Source organism: Streptomyces sp. DvalAA-14, from assembly GCF_900091855.1.
GTDB lineage: Bacteria > Actinomycetota > Actinomycetes > Streptomycetales > Streptomycetaceae > Actinacidiphila.
Genome location: NZ_FMCH01000576.1, coordinates 1 through 14,698, shown reverse-complemented (window position 1 = coordinate 14,698; position 14,698 = coordinate 1). Strand labels below are relative to the sequence as shown.

The following is a 14,698-nucleotide window of genomic DNA, read 5'->3' as shown; positions in this document are numbered from 1 at the left end:
CCGAAGGGCGGCGGGTCGTACGGCAGCAGGTGCGCGACCTGGTGCGGCGCGTTCGGGTCGAGGATGTCGACCACGAGCCGCCGGGCGAAGGGCAGTTGGTCCCGGCAGTGCTCGATGAACCGGGCCACCACCGGGTCGTGCCGCTTCATGTAGCTGGCCGCCACCGGCACGCCGGCCGCCGCCTCGGCGGCGATCAGTTCGTCGATCTGTTCGGGGTCGAGGCTCACCGGCTTCTCGCACAGCACCGGCAGTCCCTGTTCGAGACAGGCCAGCACCACCTCGTGGTGGGTCCACCAGGGCGTGCAGACGAGGGCGGCGCGCGCCCCGGCGCGTACCGCCTCCCGCGGTGTCGCGCAGATCACCGTGTCGGGGAAGCCGGCCGCCCGGACGGCCGCGATGCGGGCCGGGTCGGTCTCCACCACGGCCGCGAGCCGGAGCAGGCGCGGCAGATCGCGGATCTCCCGCAGGTGCGCGGCGTGCGCGACCTTGCCGGCGCCGATCAGCACCACCGGCACCGGTCCGTCGGGGAGCGCCGCACCTGTCCCGGTCAGTGGTTCCATCCGCCTGCCCTCTCCTGTTCCGTCCCGTGGTGCGAGCCCGCCGGCCGGGTCCGCACGCCCTGCCGACTCAACCATCCGGGTACCAAGGGGGCACAACTGCCCCATCCCTCTCCTGGTCCCGCCCGGCCCCACCCGCGTGAGCCGAATGCCTTGCTACGAGAGTATGAAAAGCAGTTGATGATCGACCCGGAACGAGCAGGTAGCGGGTGCCTGCGGGGGATGCGTGAGCTCACCCCCTGGCACGCGGCGGATCAGTTGCTAGAGTCGGCTTCGGGACCGCGCCACGCCACGCTCTGGGCCAACGCAGTGGGGCACGCGGGGACGAAAGGGGGAAGCCATGGTCAATTCTGCGCGGAGCGGCGGGACCGACGCCGGGGACGTCGGGCTGGCCCTTTATCAGATATTGCGGAGCCACGGTTCTTCCGTTCCGGCCAAGACGACGGCGGCCGTCGGACTGACCGAGGCGGAGGCCGAGGCCGGCTGGTCGGAGCTGTGGGAGTTGGGGCTCATACGCGCCGGGCGGCTGCCCGAGGAAGTGGACCCGATCGAGCCGGACACCGCGCTGCTGGGCCTGCTGGCCAGGCAGCGGGACGCACTGGCCACCCAGCACGAGGAGTTGGCGCACCTGCTGCGGGCGGCCGACTCGCTGATGGAGCGGTACCGTCCGTCGCTGCTGCGCGAGTCCTCCGGGATCGAGGTCGAACTGGTCACGAGCGACAACCAGAAGCGGCAATTGCTCGCCGACTTCAATGCGTCGATCACCGTCTCGACCGGTTCCATGCATCCGGGGCCGCTGCCGCCTTCGGAGGTTCTCATGCATTCCGTCAAAGCAGACAGCGAACTCGTTGAACGTGGCATCAAAGTGCGCGCGATATACCCGCAGAGCGTGGATTCCGCGCCACGCCAACGGAAATATCTCAGCCAACTTCTGGCGACCGGAGTCGAAGTGCGACTCGCCGCCCAAGTTCCCTTCGACCTGCTCATCGGGGATTCCCACACCGCGCTGCTGACCGCGAATCCGGAGAACCCCTCCGAGGGAGCGATCGTGGTGCGCGGCACGAGCCTGGTCCGGTCCTACATCGCCCTGTACGAGGACTGCTGGCTGCGGTCGGTGCCGTACTCGGCGCACGCGGCCGGCGGCCTCGATCCGGAGGGCGAGCTGACCGATCAGCACCGGACGACGATGCGACTTCTGGCCAATGGGCTGACAGACGAGCGAATCGCGCGCAAACTAGGCGTGTCACTGCGCACTGTGAGTCGCCTGGTGTCTGAGATCATGCGGTACTTGCAGGCGGACAGTCGTTTTCAAGCCGGGGTGCTCGCCGCAGCCCATGGGCTGATTTGACGTGCGCATTTGCGCCAATGCGTACATACGCACAAGCGGAACCTGGTCGTCAGGGCTCAGATCTTGCCATTCTGAATCTGAGTACGACCATCTCCTTTTGAGGCACCCCCGGCCTCCGAACCGAAGGACCACGATGTCGCGTTCCCGACGCAAGACTGAGATCGCTGCCCTGGCAGCTTTGGTCCTTGTTCTGTCGTCGGCCGGCCTTACCGCCGCCGCGGCGAAGGATGAAGGGGCGGTGCCTGTCGCCCCCACCGGTGACGGCGGCCCGACTCCCGACAACTGGCTCCCCGGCTCCACGCCGGACATCGCCCCGGACAACTGGCTGCCCGCCGCCGAACCGGCGAATTGGCTGCCCGCCTTCGCGGTGGCACCACAGGGCGACGGGCCCCGGATCGCGGGGCCGCAGACCGATGAGCCGCAGATGGGTGGGTCACCGGCCGTCGAACCGGTGAATTGGCTGCCCGCCTTCGCGGTCGCATTCACACCGTCGGATGCCGGCCTGAGCACCGTACGCGTGTAAGCCCCGCACATTTCGCTGGACGGCCCGTGATGGTTCGCGGGCCGTCCAGCGTTTCCTGCATTTGTGGGGGGAACCGTGGGGGCGTCAGGCGCCGATGGGCAGCGGATGGCCGTGGGGCGGCCGAGCGATCCGCAGGACGTCGTGGAGCAGCGCGTCGATCTCCGAGGCCGCGTCCTCCGCTGCCGGATGGACGGCCAGCCAGCTGAGGTGGCGGCGAAGGAAAGCCGCGAGGGCCGGCACCGTCCGTAGGGGGAGACGGACGGTGCGGCCCTCGACGATCAGATCGGCCCAGGAGGCGAGAGTGCCTCGAATAGCGGCGCGCGCCTCGACAGCCGGCCCGTTCAGGGGGATGCCGGGCCGGGCAGTGCCGGTCACTCGGTCGCCGGAGTTCGGCGCCGGTACGAGCGCAGCCTCCAACTCGCCGTATACCCGGGGAAGCAAGGCGAGTTGCCGATCCAACCGCTCCTGGCAAGGAACGCACAGGGCAGGGTCCGTGTCGACACAAAGGTGTCCGCTACGGAACTCGATCTCCTGCACTGCCGCTGTCCCTTCCTCGCTTCGGGGCGGTAGGTAGAGCCAACCAGGATGGGGGTGATCCGGACAATGGGCCCCGACCGGCCTGAATCTGCCATGGCGCATTCGCGCATCTACGGCCCCCCTCCGGGGCCGCCGCGCGACCGCCCGCAGACCGGCCGAAGTGGCCGGATCCCTTGTCCCACCTGCCCCAAAGGGGTCAGCGCGGGAGCTGCGCCTCAATGGCGGCGACGACCTCATCGGCTTCCGGCTGGGTCTGCGGCCGGAACCGGCCGACGACCTCGCCGGCCGGGCTCAGCAGGAACTTCTCGAAGTTCCAGCTGACGTCCCCGGCCTCGCCGGCGCCGTCGGCGGTCCGGGTGAGCTCGGCGTAGAGCGGGTGGCGGTCCGCCCCGTTGACGTCGGTCTTCTCAAGCAGCGGGAAGCTGACGCCGTAGGTGGTGGCGCAGAAGGTCGCGATCTCCTCGGCGGTGCCGGGTTCCTGGCCGGCGAACTGGTTGCAGGGCACGCCCAGCACCGTGAAGCCGCGGTCGGCGTAGCGCTTCTGGAGCCGCTCCAGGCCCTCGTACTGCGGGGTGAGGCCGCACTTGGAGGCGACGTTCACCACCAGCACGGCGCTGCCGCGGTGGTCGCCCAGGCCGGTCGGCGAGCCGTCGATGGTCCGCAGCGGGATGTCGTAGAGAGTGCTCATGGCTTGTCTCCTGATCGGGATGCCCCGAGGGGCGTCGTCGTGGCGGTGGGTCGGACGGGGACGGGCGGGTAGGTCTCCGAGGTACGCGTCCGGAGGTGTACGTCCGGGGCTACGCGTCCGGAGGCTCGCGCTGATCAGTACGGTGCGGCGCCCGGTCGCGTTCAGCCGTCCTTGACCGTGATGCCGAGGGTCCGGGCGAGCGCGGGTGCCAGGTCCAGCAGCTGGGCGGAGCCGATGACCGCGCCGCGCAGCGCCTCGTAGCCGTCCGCCAGGTCGATGGTGAGCGCGCCGCGCAGATCCGCCTTCTTCACGGTGGCCCGGCCGAAGCGGGCCTGCTCCAGCCGGCTGCCGGGGAAGGTCACCCCGTCCAGCCGGGCCTCGCCGAAGTCCACCTCGCGCAGAACGCAGTCCTCGAAGGCCACCTCGTGCAGCGCGGCGGCCCGCAGATTGACCGAGTCGAGCTTGCAGCGGCGGAAAACCACCCTGCGCAGCACCGAGCCGAAGGCCTCCACCCCGGCCAGCGAGCAGCCGGTGAGGGTGGAGTCCAGCCAGTCGCTCTCGGCGAGCGAGACGCCGGTGAAGCGGCTGCCCTCGGCCCACAGGTCGTTGAAGCGGGCCCGGCGCAGATCGGTGCCGGTGAACACGCAGTCGGTGACGGCCGACTCCAGGAAGCGCGAGCCGCGGGCGGCCTCGCCGGCCTCGAAGGAGCGCCGGTCGAAGTGGACGGTGTCGTAGTCCCCCTCGATCCGCAGCGGGCCCTGGTAGGGGCGCAGCAGCTCGGCGTAGGGCAGGTCGGCGAGTTCGTCCGGAGCGGTCACACCGGCCAGCCTACGACCCGGCCGGCGACCGGCCGCCGACAGCCGGCGGAGGGAACACCGGGCCGCGGACCAGCCGACGTAACGGACAAAAACCCCAGCAGTTGCTACCGTGGCCGCCCATGAGCGCTCCGTCGGCGACCGCGCCCACCGCTCCTCCCCCACCGGCTCCGCGGCCCGCGACCCGCCGCGGGGTCGAGTTGTCGCTGATCGTCGCGGCGGTGGCCGTCTCGATGGCGGGCTGGGCCGAGGTCGGTCTGGCCCAGGGCGGCCGGCTGCCCCGGGGCGCGGCCGGCTACGGGGGCGGGCTCGCCGCCCTGGCGCTGCTGGCGCACCTGGCGGTACGGACCAGGGCCCGCTACGCCGATCCGCTGCTGCTGCCGATCGCGGTGCTGCTCAACGGCCTGGGCCTGGTGCTGATCCACCGGCTCGACCTGGTGCCCTCGCTCGGGCCGCGGGCGGCGAACTCCCAGCTGGTCTGGTCGGCGGTCGGTGTCGGACTGTTCATCGCGGTGGTGCTGGCGCTGGGCGACCACCGGGTGCTGTCCCGGTACGCCTACGTCAGCGTCACGGCCGCGCTGGCGCTGATGGCGCTGCCGATCTGCTTCCCGGCGGTCAACGGCGCCCGGATCTGGATCCGGTTCGCCGGATTCTCCATCCAGCCCGGCGAGTTCGCGAAAGTGCTCTTCACGGTGTTCTTCGCCGCCTATCTGTCCGCGAACCGGGCGGCGCTGGCGTACGCCGGCCGCCCGCTGCTCCGGGTACGGCGGCCTGGGCGGCCCGGCGGCCCCCGGTGGCTGCAACTGCCCACCGGCCGGGTGCTGGGCCCGGTGCTGGCCATCTGGCTGGCCAGCGTGGCCGTGCTGGTGCTGGAGCGGGACCTGGGCACCTCGCTGCTGTTCTTCTGCCTGTTCGTGGTGATGCTCTATCTGGCCACCGGACGCGGCGGCTGGATCGCGGTGGGGCTGCTGCTGGCCGCCGCGGGGGCTTTCGCGGCCGGGTCGCTGGATCCGCATGTGCACAGCAGGGTGCAGGACTGGCTGCATCCGTTCGCCACCATCCGGGCCGGGCTCGGCCCCAGCCAGGTGGCCCAGTCGCTGTTCGCCTTCGCCAGCGGCGGGGTGCTGGGCGCCGGACTCGGCCAGGGCCAGTCGTATCTGATCGGCTTCGCCGCGAAGTCGGACTTCATCCTGGCCACCGCGGGCGAGGAACTGGGGCTGGCCGGGCTGCTGGTGCTGTTCCTGCTCTACGCGCTGCTGGTGGCCCGGGGGTTCGCGGCCGGCCTGGCGCTGCGCGACCCCTTCGGCCGGCTGCTGGCCGCGGGGCTGGCGTCGCTGCTGGCGCTCCAGGTGTTCGTGATCGCGGGCGGGGTGATGGACCTGATCCCGCTGACCGGCATGGCGATGCCCTTCCTGGCGCAGGGCGGCTCGTCGGTGGTCACCAACTGGATCATCGTGGCGCTGCTGATCCGGGCCAGCGACCGGGCCCGCCGCCCGGATCCGGCCCCGGCCGCGGACACCGGCACGCCGGCGGCGGCGCAGGAGAAGCCGGGAGTGGCCGGGTGAACCGCTGCATCCGGCGCGGCGCCGCCTTCTGCGCCCTGCTGCTGGTCGCCCTGCTCGTCAACGCGGTCCGGGTCCAGGTGCTGGATGCGGGCGCCTTTGCCGCCAACCCCGCCAACCGCCGCATCCTGCTGGCCCGTTACCACCAGCCGCGCGGCGACATCCTGGCCGGCGGCCGGCGCATCACCGGTTCCCGCCGCACCGGCGGTCCGCTGCGGTACGCGCGGACGTACGCCGACGGGCCGCTCTACGCCCCGGTGACCGGCTTCGCCTCGCAGATCTACGGCGCCACGCTGCTGGAGGGCACCGAGGACCCGCTGCTGGCCGGTACGGACCCCGGCCTGGACGCGATGCCGCTGTGGCACGAGATCACCCGGGTCCAGCAGCGCGGCGGCGATGTGCACACCACCATCGACCCGGCCGCGCAGCGGGCGGCGGCCGAGGGCCTGGCCGGGCGCAAGGGCGCGGTGGCCGCGCTCGACCCGGCCACCGGCCGCATCCTGGCCCTGGTGTCCTCGCCTTCCTACGACCCGGCGGCGCTGGCCGGCACCGGCCCGGCGGTCAAGGCCGCCTGGTCCCGGCTGACCACCGACCAGGACCAGCCGATGCTGGACCGGGCGATCCGTCAGACCTACCCGCCGGGCTCGACCTTCAAGGTCGTCACCGCCGCCGCGGCGCTGGAGAGCGGCCTGGTCAAGGACCCGCGGGCGCGGACCGACTCCCCGGACCCGTACCGGCTGCCCGGCACCGCCGTGTCGCTGACCAACGAGGGGCCCGGCTGCGTCGACGCGAGCGTGTACGACGCCTTCCGGATCTCCTGCAACACCGTCTTCGCCAAGCTCGGCGCCGATCTGGGACCGCGCGGGATGGTGGACCAGGCCGAGCGGTTCGGCTTCAACGACACCCGGCTGCGCATCCCGACCGCGGTCGCCCCGTCCCATGTGGACGAGCGGATGGGGCTGGACCAGGTGGCCCAGTCCTCCATCGGGCAGTTCGACACCACCGCGACGCCGCTGCAGATGGCGATGGTGGCCGCGGCGGTCGGCAACGGCGGCCGGCTGATGCGGCCGTACCTGGTGGACAAGGTGACCAACTACAGCGGGCTGACGGTGGCGGCCACCTCGCCGCGGCTGCTCGATCAGGCGGTCAGCCGGCGGACCGCCGGGCAGTTGCAGCAGCTGATGGAGGCGGTGGTGAGCCGGGGCACCGGCGGCAACGCGGCCATCGCCGGCGCGGTGGTGGGCGGCAAGACCGGCACCGCGCAGCACGGCCTGGCCAATATCGGCACGCCCTATGCGTGGTTCATCAGCTACGCCAAACCGCGGGCGTCCGCGCTGGCGTCGGTGGCGGTGGCCGTGGTGGTGGAGGACGCCGAGGCGCTGCGGGCCGACATCTCCGGCGGCGGCAACGCGGCGCCGGTGGCGCGGGCGGTGATGCGGGCGGTGCTGGACGCGCAGCCGGGGCAGGCGGGGCAGCCCGGGCAGCCGGTACCGGGGGGCCCGCAGCGGATGTTCGGCCCGCCGGCCGGCCCGACTCCCCCGGGCCCCGATCCGTCCGGGCCGGCTTCGCCCGAGCCGCTTTCGCCCGGCCCCGCTCGCCCCGGCCCCGGCCCCGGCCCGGATTACGGCCGTACGTTCGGCCGCGGCTCCGGCCGCCCGGGCGCCCCCGCCTTCAGTCGACCTTCGGGAAACTGAAGCCGTAGCCCTGCTGACGCAGCCAGGTCAGCGCCTTGTCCAGGGCCTGGACGGTCTGCCCGCGATTGCCGCCGCCGTCGTGGAAGAGGATCGTCGGGCCGTTGTGGATCTCGTCCTTCATGGTGTGCAGGATCGCGGACACCCCCGGCCGGTCGAAGTCCTTGGTGTCGATGTTCCAGCCGAGCGGTCGCATTCCGTGCTGGGCGGCCAGCGCCCGGCTCGGCGGGGTGAAGGCGCCGCCGGGCGCCCGGTAGTAGTACACACGGGCGCCCCCGGATGCCTGCTCGATCATGTCGAGCGCGCCCAGGATCTCCGAACTCTGGTAGGCCGTCGTCTTCTTGTCCATGCCCGTGTCGTGGTGGACGGTGTGGTCGCACAGCCGGTGGCCGTCGGCCACCACCTGCTTCACCAGCGCGGGGTTGGCCCTGGCCTGCGGGCCGATCATGCAGAAGGTGGCGTGCACGTGATGGCGGCGCAGCACCTGGAGGATCCTCGGCGTCCACTTCGGGTCGGGGCCGTCGTCGATGGTGATGTTGACGTTCTTGCCGGCCGTTTCCGGCTGGTGCTGGATCGAGTCGGGCACCGTCGGCGGGGTCGGGGAAGGGTTCGTGCGGACGGCGGGCGACGCCGATCCGGTCGGGCGGGGGGCCGCGGATATCGCCTTGCCGTCGTCGGCGGGGGCGGCGGCGCCGCCGGAACCGGGCCGCAGCAGCGCCGAGGCGACCGCCGCGATCACCACCACCACGACGGCCAGGCCGATCGCCACGGCCTGCGGCGCCGATCGCAGCCGCGCCAGGAGGGTCCGCCGTGCCGCCATCGTGTGTACCCGCCCGCCCGTCGTGCCGTGTGGTGCCCTTCGTGCGGCTCGTATACGGAAGGGCCGCCGGCCTTCCGGGAGTCGCGCACGAATAGATGCGGGTTCCGAGGGTACGGTTCCGTGTCGGCCACCGGCCAGACGGCCTGTTACCGAACCCGGACGTTACGGACGCATGTCCGAATCGCCCTGGGCGATGGCCTCCTCGATCTCGGCGACCCGGGCGCTCTCCTCGGCCGCGAACCGCTCGGCGTCCAGCCGCTCGGCGACCTCCTCGTCCTGGGCCATCAGCAAGTCGAGGTTGGAGTCTCCGAGTTCGAAGACGCCCATGTCCACATACGCCTGTTGGAGCCGCGGCCCCCACAGTCCGATGTCCTTCACGCACGGCACGATCCGGCTGAACAGCAGCTTGCGGAACAGGTGCAGGAACTCGGAGCGCTCGGTGAGTTCGGCCGCCTCGGCGGCCGGGATGCCCCAGTTCTCCAGCACCTCGACACCGCGCAGCCGGTCGCGCATCAGATAGCAGCCCTCGATCACGAACTCCTCGCGCTCACGCAGTTCGGCGTCGGTGAGCTGGGCGTAGTAGTCGCGCAGCGCCATCCGGCCGAAGGCGACATGGCGGGCCTCGTCCTGCATGACGTAGGCGAGGATCTGCCGCGGCAGCGGCTTGGTGGTGGTGTCGCGGATCATGCCGAAGGCGGCCAGCGCCAGCCCTTCGATGAGCACCTGCATGCCGAGGTAGGGCATGTCCCAGCGTGCGTCGCGCAGGGTGTCGCCGAGCAGCGCCTGGAGGTTGTCGTTGATCGGGTAGAGCAGGCCGATCTTCTCCTGCAGGAAGCGGCCGTAGATCTCGGCGTGCCGGGCCTCGTCCATGGTCTGGGTGGCGGAGTAGAACTTCGCGTCCAGGTCGGGCACCGATTCCACGATCCGCGCCGCGCACACCATGGCGCCCTGCTCGCCGTGCAGGAACTGGCTGAACTGCCAGGCGGTGTAGTGCTGCCGCAGCAGGCCCCGGTCGCGCTCGTTCATGGCGTCCCAATAGCGGGTGCCGTACAGGGACATGGCCTCGTCGGGGGTGCCGAGCGGGTCGTAGGGGTCCACCTCCAGATCCCAGTCGATCCGGCGGACCGCGTCCCACTGCTTGTCCTTGCCCTTCTGGTAGAGCGCGAGCAGCCGGTCGCGGCCGTCGTCGTACTCCCAGGAGAAGCGGGCGGCGCCGTGTGCGGGCACCTGCCAGGACCACTCGGCGGGCGGACGGGTGTAGAGGCGTTCGGTCGACATCAGTGGCTCCGGGGGGCTTGACGGCCTTGTTGACACAGAGTCTCATAAGAGCCGTACCCCAGGTAACCCTCGTGCACCGGGAGCCGTTTCGCCATGGATGGACTGATCGACCGGGAGAAGACCGCCGAGCGGCTGCTGGCAGCCTCCGCCAAGCACTCCTTCGACCCGGACACCGAACTCGACTGGGAGGCGCCCTTCGAGGAGGGCACGTACTTCTGGCCGCCGGAACTGGTCTCGCTCTACGACACCCCGTTGTGGAAGCGGCTGTCGCCCGAGCAGCGGATCGAGCTGAGCCGGCACGAGACGGCCTCGCTGTGCTCGATCGGGGTGTGGTTCGAGATGATCCTGATGCAGCTGCTGCTGCGGCACACCTACGACCTCGACCCGACCAGCGGCCACGTCCGCTACGCGCTCACCGAGATCGCCGACGAGTGCCGGCACTCCAAGATGTTCGCCCGGGTGGTGACGAAGATGGACACCCCCGCCTACCGGCCCACCCGGCTCGACCTGCAGCTCGGCCGGGCCATGAAGACGATATCCACCACCCCGGGCGCCTTCACCGGCACGCTGCTGGCCGAGGAGATCCTGGACTGGATGCAGCGGCTGACCTTCCCCGACGAGCGCGTCCAGCCGCTGGTGCGGGGCATCACCCGGATCCACGTGGTCGAGGAGGCCCGCCACATCCGCTACGCCCGCGAGGAGTTACGCCGCCAGATGGCGACCGCGCCGCGCTGGGAGATCGAGTTCACCCGGCTCAGCTCCGCGCAGGCCGCCAGGGTGGTCGCCCGCTCCCTGATCAGCCCGCAGGCGTACGCCTCGGTGGGCCTGGACCCGGAGCACGCGGCGGAGGTGGCCCGGCGCAGCCCGCACCGCCGGGAGATCATGCGGCAGTCCGCGAAGCGGCTGATGGACTTCCTGGACGAGGTCGGCCTGCTGCGCGGCCCCAGCCGCCGGCTGTGGCGGGCCTCGGGGCTGCTGGCGTAAGGCGCGGGGCTGCGGCTGCGGCAGGTCAGCGCAGCAGGTGGGTGACGGCCGGCAGCAGCGGTACCAGGCGGGCGGCCAGCGCGCCGGCCGGGCTGTCCGGGGTCTCCTGCGCCAGCGCCCGGGTGGCCGCCCGCTCCGCCTGCGGGTCGGTGGTGGCGGTCACCAGCAGCAGCCCGGTGAAGTGGTCCACCAGCCAGTCCCGCAGCTCGCTCAGCGGCGTGCTCTTGCCCTCGTCCAGCCAGTTCAGCGAGACCGCCTCCACGCAGGCGATCCAGGAGCGGACCATCATCGCCAGCCGCGGCCCGGGGTCGGCGGCCCCCAGATGGTGCAGCACCTGCTCCGCGGCCCGGCGGCGCACGTCCTCCACGACCGCCCCGGTCCGGCTGGTCTCGGCGACGCTGCCGCCGCGCAGCAGCGCCCCGTAGGCCGCGTCGTGCTCGTCGACGTAGGCGAGGTAGCGGTCCAGCGCGTCCGCCAGCCGCTGGGTGGGCGGGCCCTGCGAGGCCACCGCGAAGCAGCCGATCAGCTCCTGCGCGGCGCCGAGCACGGCGGCTTCGTACAACTGCTGCTTGCCGCCCGGGAAGTAGCGGTAGACCAGCGGCCGGGAGACACCGGCCGCGGCGGCCACGTCGTCCACCGAGACCTCCTCGGGCCGCCGGTGGCCGAACAGGTCGACCGCCGCGGCCAGCAGCTGGCTGCGCCGCTGTTCGACGCTCATCCGGCGGTAGGCGGGCGCCGAGCTGCTGGTCATGGGGGAAGCCTAACCGCCGGACGGCCGGTCGGGGCCGTACCGGCCGACCCGGCCCCGGCGGCGGGCCCGCCGTGTCATTCTGGGCCGGTGAGACACGAGAAGACCGAGTTTGCCGGAGGGCCGCTGGACGGGCGGGTGCTGGACGTACTGGTGGGGGTGACCGGGCAGCCGCCGAGGGTCTACACCGTGCCGGTGCCCGATCCGGAGGGGGGCCCGCAGCGGGAGTACGTCTACCACCGCGAGCCGAGCCCGGGTCCGCGCGAGGACCGCCGCACCCGCTGGGTCTTCGTGTACGACCCGGAGGGCGAACGGCCCGACCGGCTCACCTGGCCGTGGTCCAGGGCCGCGCGGTCCAGGGGGGCCGGGTCCAGGGGGGCGGACGCCAAGGGGGCTGACGCCAAAGAGACCCGGTCCGGTGGGGAGCGGTCCGGCGGAGCCGGCGGGGAGCGGGCCGACGGCGGGTGAGGCGGGCCGGAAAGCTCCGGGCGGGCATAGCGGAATTGGTCCGGACCATTGACACGATTGGTCTGGACCTGTTTGCTGCGCGGTGACATGCGCCCTCCTCCCCCGAAGGAGCCTCCCCCATGCTCAGCTCCTCATCGCGCGCCGCGCGCCCCGGATCCCCACGTCGCAAGAGATCTCTCGTCGCCGCCACCGCCGCCCTCGCCGGGGCGGTCGCGGTCGGCGGCCTGGTCGCGCTGGCGCCCTCGGCCAGCGCGGGCGAATTCCTGACCAACGGCGGCTTCGAGACCGGCAATCTGTCCGGCTGGACCTGCGACGCGGGCAGCTCGGCCGTCACCGGCCAGGCGCACAGCGGCACCTGGGCCCTGAAGGCCACGCCCACCGCGAGCGCCACCGGCCAGTGCAAGCAGACCGTCACCGTGGCGCCGAGCACCACGTACACCCTCACCGCCCAGGTCAAGGGCTCCTACGTCTACATCGGGGTGGACGGCGGCACCAGCACCTGGACGGCCGGCACGGGTACCGGCTACGGCCAGTTGAGCGTCTCCTTCACCACCACCGCGAGCCAGACCAGCGCCGCGGTCTACGTGCACGGCTGGTACGGACAGCCCGCGTACTACGCCGACGACCTCTCGCTCCAGGGCCCGGGCAGCGGTACCACCACGCCCCCGACGACGCCCCCGACGACGCCCCCGACGACACCCCCCACCACCCCGCCGACCACACCTCCCACCACCCCGCCCCCCACCTCGCCGCCGCCCTCCGGCGGGCTGCCCACCCACGCGCTGGTCGGCTACCTGCACGAGACCTTCGCCAACGGCTCGGGCTATCTGAAACTGGCCGACGTCCCCGCCAGCTGGGACATCATCGACCTGGCCTTCGGCGAGACCGACTCCCCCACCTCCGGCAGCATCCACTTCAACCGCTGCTCGGTGAGCGAGTGCCCGTCGGTGGAGTCCGACGCAGACTTCAAGGCCGCCATCCAGGCCAAGCAGGCCCAGGGCAAGAAGGTGCTGCTCTCGATCGGCGGCGCCAACGGCGAGGTCCAGCTCACCACGACCGCCGCCCGGGACGCCTTCGTCTCCTCGGTCGGCGCCATCATCGACAAGTGGGGCCTGAACGGCATCGACATCGACTTCGAGGGCCACTCGCTGTCCCTGAACACCGGTGACACCGACTTCAAGAACCCGACCACCCCGGTGGTGGTCAACCTGATCTCCGCGCTGAAGACCCTCAAGGCCCGCTACGGCAGCGGCTTCGTGCTGACGATGGCGCCGGAGACCTTCTTCGTGCAGATGGGCTACCAGTTCTACGGCGCCGGGCCGTTCGGCGGCCAGGACCCGCGCTGCGGCGCCTACCTGCCGGTGATCTACGCGCTGCGCAACGATCTGACGCTGCTGCACGTCCAGGACTACAACTCCGGCCCGATCATGGGCCTGGACAACCAGTACCACACCATGGGCGGCGCCGACTTCAACATCGCGATGACCGACATGCTGCTCACCGGCTTCCCGGTCGCGGGCAACACCGCCAACATGTTCCCGGCGCTGGCCCCCTCCCAGGTGGGCATCGGCCTGCCCGCCTCGGTCAACGCGGGCAACGGCTACATCGCGCCGGCGCAGGTGGACCAGGCGCTGGACTGCCTGACCAAGAAGACCAACTGCGGCGGCTACGTCACCCACGGCACCTGGCCGGCGCTGCGGGGCCTGATGACGTGGTCGGTGAACTGGGACAAGTACAGCAACTGGGAGTTTGAGAACAACTTCGACAGCTACTTCGGCTGAGCCGCCGGGTGGCTTCCTGAACGCGTATGGCCCGGTCTCCGAGGGCGGTGACCGGGTCATACGCTTGGGCCCCCGGGCCCGGGACACCGGCGGCGCCCGGCAACCCGGCAACCCGGCAACCGGCACCCGGTGAAGGCGGAGCAGATGACCACCCGGACCCACCCCGTCGACCACGAACTCATCGAGGCCGCGGCCCACATCGCCCGCACCCGCTGCCGGGGCGACAACCACACCATGGCGGCCGCGGCCCGCGCCCGGGACGGCCGCATCGTCACCGCGGTGAACGCCTACCACTTCACCGGCGGCCCCTGCGCCGAACTGGTCCTCATCGGCGCGGCAGCCGCCCAGGGCGCCTACCAGCTGGACACGATCGTCGCCGTGGGCGACCGCGAGCGGGGGGTCGTCCCCCCGTGCGGCCGGTGCCGCCAGGTCCTTCTCGACTACTTCCCCGGCCTCCAGGTCATTGTCGGCGGGGGCGCGGGCGGGGGCGGGGGCGAGGCCGTCCGCACCGTCGCGATCACCGATCTGCTGCCCGACAGCTACGTCTGGGCCGACCACCAGCTCGGCTCCGGGTAGCTCCCCACGCGAACGCGGGCGGTGGCCGGCCCGTGCGACGGTCCGCGGGAATCACCCGGGCGCCTCGGCGGAATATATGACGAACCGTGACATCATGCCGTTGGCAGGCGTGTTGGCGGCTGGTCGGTCGAGGTGAGGGGATGGCGGTGGCCCGAGGGACCCGAGGGCGGGGCGGTTCGGCCGCGGTGTGCGGCGCGCTGCTCGCCGGGGCGGCGCTGACCCTGCCCACCGCCGGACAGGCCGCCGGGCTGACCGCCCGACAGGTCGCCCAGCAGGCCGCCCAGCAGGCCGTCGGACGAGCGGCAGCACACCGCCCCGGGGT

Annotated in this window: 15 protein-coding genes and 1 pseudogene; 9 read left to right on the top strand and 7 right to left on the bottom strand. The window is 72.0% G+C overall.

All coding sequences use genetic code 11. The features are described from left to right. On the bottom strand, positions 1-560 hold a 560-nt coding region (locus GA0115240_RS31290), incomplete at its 3' end, for a Gfo/Idh/MocA family protein (protein ID WP_161302596.1). A gap of 337 nt (positions 561-897) precedes the next feature. Between GA0115240_RS31290 and GA0115240_RS31285 the strand changes: the two genes are divergently transcribed. Next, positions 898-1,905, top strand: coding sequence for a helix-turn-helix transcriptional regulator (locus GA0115240_RS31285; protein WP_093741968.1), 1,008 nt, complete (start codon positions 898-900; stop codon positions 1,903-1,905). A gap of 238 nt (positions 1,906-2,143) precedes the next feature. Further along, positions 2,144-2,428 carry a hypothetical protein gene (locus tag GA0115240_RS31280; RefSeq protein WP_093741966.1) on the top strand — a complete coding sequence of 95 codons (285 nt, stop codon included), beginning with the start codon at positions 2,144-2,146 and terminating at the stop codon, positions 2,426-2,428. 84 nt (positions 2,429-2,512) lie between these two features. Here the strand turns inward: GA0115240_RS31280 and GA0115240_RS36425 are convergent, their stop codons facing one another. The 3 genes from GA0115240_RS36425 to GA0115240_RS31265 all read right to left on the bottom strand — a co-directional run bounded on the left by GA0115240_RS36425 (position 2,513) and on the right by GA0115240_RS31265 (position 4,471). Beyond that, on the bottom strand, positions 2,513-2,803 hold the full coding sequence (locus GA0115240_RS36425) for a hypothetical protein (RefSeq protein ID WP_141709029.1): 291 nt from the start codon (positions 2,801-2,803) through the stop codon (positions 2,513-2,515). A 358-nt stretch (positions 2,804-3,161) separates the two neighbouring features. After that, on the bottom strand, positions 3,162-3,653 hold the full coding sequence (locus GA0115240_RS31270; protein WP_093741962.1) for a glutathione peroxidase: 492 nt from the start codon (positions 3,651-3,653) through the stop codon (positions 3,162-3,164). Between the two features lie 161 nt (positions 3,654-3,814). Then, entirely contained in the window at positions 3,815-4,471 is a 657-nt protein-coding gene (locus GA0115240_RS31265) for a pentapeptide repeat-containing protein (protein WP_093741960.1), read from the bottom strand. 119 nt (positions 4,472-4,590) lie between these two features. Between GA0115240_RS31265 and GA0115240_RS31260 the strand changes: the two genes are divergently transcribed. Together GA0115240_RS31260 and GA0115240_RS31255 are read left to right on the top strand one after the other, a co-directional pair. Then, positions 4,591-6,033: an FtsW/RodA/SpoVE family cell cycle protein gene (locus GA0115240_RS31260; protein WP_093741959.1), complete on the top strand. Its 1,443-nt coding sequence runs from the start codon at positions 4,591-4,593 to the stop codon at positions 6,031-6,033. Then, a pseudogene (locus GA0115240_RS31255) lies at positions 6,030-7,481 on the top strand (penicillin-binding transpeptidase domain-containing protein); the annotation flags it as partial. The gene GA0115240_RS31260 and the pseudogene GA0115240_RS31255, both read left to right, overlap by 4 nt. Before the next feature lie 220 nt (positions 7,482-7,701). Here the strand turns inward: GA0115240_RS31255 and GA0115240_RS31250 are convergent. Beyond that, positions 7,702-8,541 (bottom strand): polysaccharide deacetylase family protein, encoded by an 840-nt coding sequence (locus GA0115240_RS31250; protein WP_093741957.1) that lies wholly within the window; start codon positions 8,539-8,541, stop codon positions 7,702-7,704. Positions 8,542-8,703: 162 nt separating this feature from the next. Further along, positions 8,704-9,819 (bottom strand): ferritin-like domain-containing protein, encoded by a 1,116-nt coding sequence (locus GA0115240_RS31245; RefSeq protein ID WP_093741955.1) that lies wholly within the window; start codon positions 9,817-9,819, stop codon positions 8,704-8,706. A 93-nt stretch (positions 9,820-9,912) separates the two neighbouring features. On the opposite strand from GA0115240_RS31245, the gene GA0115240_RS31240 reads away from it, so the two are divergent. Further along, positions 9,913-10,803, top strand: coding sequence for an AurF N-oxygenase family protein (locus tag GA0115240_RS31240; RefSeq protein WP_093741953.1), 891 nt, complete (start codon positions 9,913-9,915; stop codon positions 10,801-10,803). Positions 10,804-10,828: 25 nt separating this feature from the next. On the opposite strand, the gene GA0115240_RS31235 is transcribed toward GA0115240_RS31240, so the two are convergent. Beyond that, the gene (locus tag GA0115240_RS31235) at positions 10,829-11,554 is read right to left on the bottom strand and encodes a TetR/AcrR family transcriptional regulator (RefSeq protein ID WP_093741951.1); all 726 of its coding nucleotides are present in this window, start codon (positions 11,552-11,554) and stop codon (positions 10,829-10,831) included. 87 nt (positions 11,555-11,641) lie between these two features. Between GA0115240_RS31235 and GA0115240_RS31230 the strand changes: the two genes are divergently transcribed. The 4 genes from GA0115240_RS31230 to GA0115240_RS36420 all read left to right on the top strand — a co-directional run. Further along, the gene (locus tag GA0115240_RS31230) at positions 11,642-12,019 is read left to right on the top strand and encodes a hypothetical protein (RefSeq protein ID WP_346268001.1); all 378 of its coding nucleotides are present in this window, start codon (positions 11,642-11,644) and stop codon (positions 12,017-12,019) included. A 119-nt stretch (positions 12,020-12,138) separates the two neighbouring features. Next, positions 12,139-13,800, top strand: a complete 1,662-nt coding sequence (locus tag GA0115240_RS31225) for a chitinase (protein WP_093741949.1) — start codon at positions 12,139-12,141, stop codon at positions 13,798-13,800. 144 nt (positions 13,801-13,944) lie between these two features. Beyond that, the gene (locus GA0115240_RS31220; RefSeq protein WP_093741948.1) at positions 13,945-14,376 is read left to right on the top strand and encodes a cytidine deaminase; all 432 of its coding nucleotides are present in this window, start codon (positions 13,945-13,947) and stop codon (positions 14,374-14,376) included. 140 nt (positions 14,377-14,516) lie between these two features. Then, positions 14,517-14,698, top strand: a 182-nt coding sequence (locus tag GA0115240_RS36420; protein ID WP_370673391.1) for a hypothetical protein, incomplete at its 3' end; no start/stop codon positions are given.

Bases quoted from the DNA above. Each gene is read 5' to 3' on its own strand.
- GA0115240_RS31285 (WP_093741968.1), top strand. From the start codon at position 898: ATGGTCAATTCTGCGCGGAGCGGCGGGACCGACGCCGGGGACGTCGGG.
- GA0115240_RS31270 (WP_093741962.1), bottom strand. From the start codon at position 3,653: ATGAGCACTCTCTACGACATCCCGCTGCGGACCATCGACGGCTCGCCG.
- GA0115240_RS31260 (WP_093741959.1), top strand. From the start codon at position 4,591: ATGAGCGCTCCGTCGGCGACCGCGCCCACCGCTCCTCCCCCACCGGCT.
- GA0115240_RS31250 (WP_093741957.1), bottom strand. From the start codon at position 8,541: ATGGCGGCACGGCGGACCCTCCTGGCGCGGCTGCGATCGGCGCCGCAG.
- GA0115240_RS31245 (WP_093741955.1), bottom strand. From the start codon at position 9,819: ATGTCGACCGAACGCCTCTACACCCGTCCGCCCGCCGAGTGGTCCTGG.
- GA0115240_RS31240 (WP_093741953.1), top strand. From the start codon at position 9,913: ATGGATGGACTGATCGACCGGGAGAAGACCGCCGAGCGGCTGCTGGCA.
- GA0115240_RS31235 (WP_093741951.1), bottom strand. From the start codon at position 11,554: ATGACCAGCAGCTCGGCGCCCGCCTACCGCCGGATGAGCGTCGAACAG.
- GA0115240_RS31225 (WP_093741949.1), top strand. From the start codon at position 12,139: ATGCTCAGCTCCTCATCGCGCGCCGCGCGCCCCGGATCCCCACGTCGC.
- GA0115240_RS31220 (WP_093741948.1), top strand. From the start codon at position 13,945: ATGACCACCCGGACCCACCCCGTCGACCACGAACTCATCGAGGCCGCG.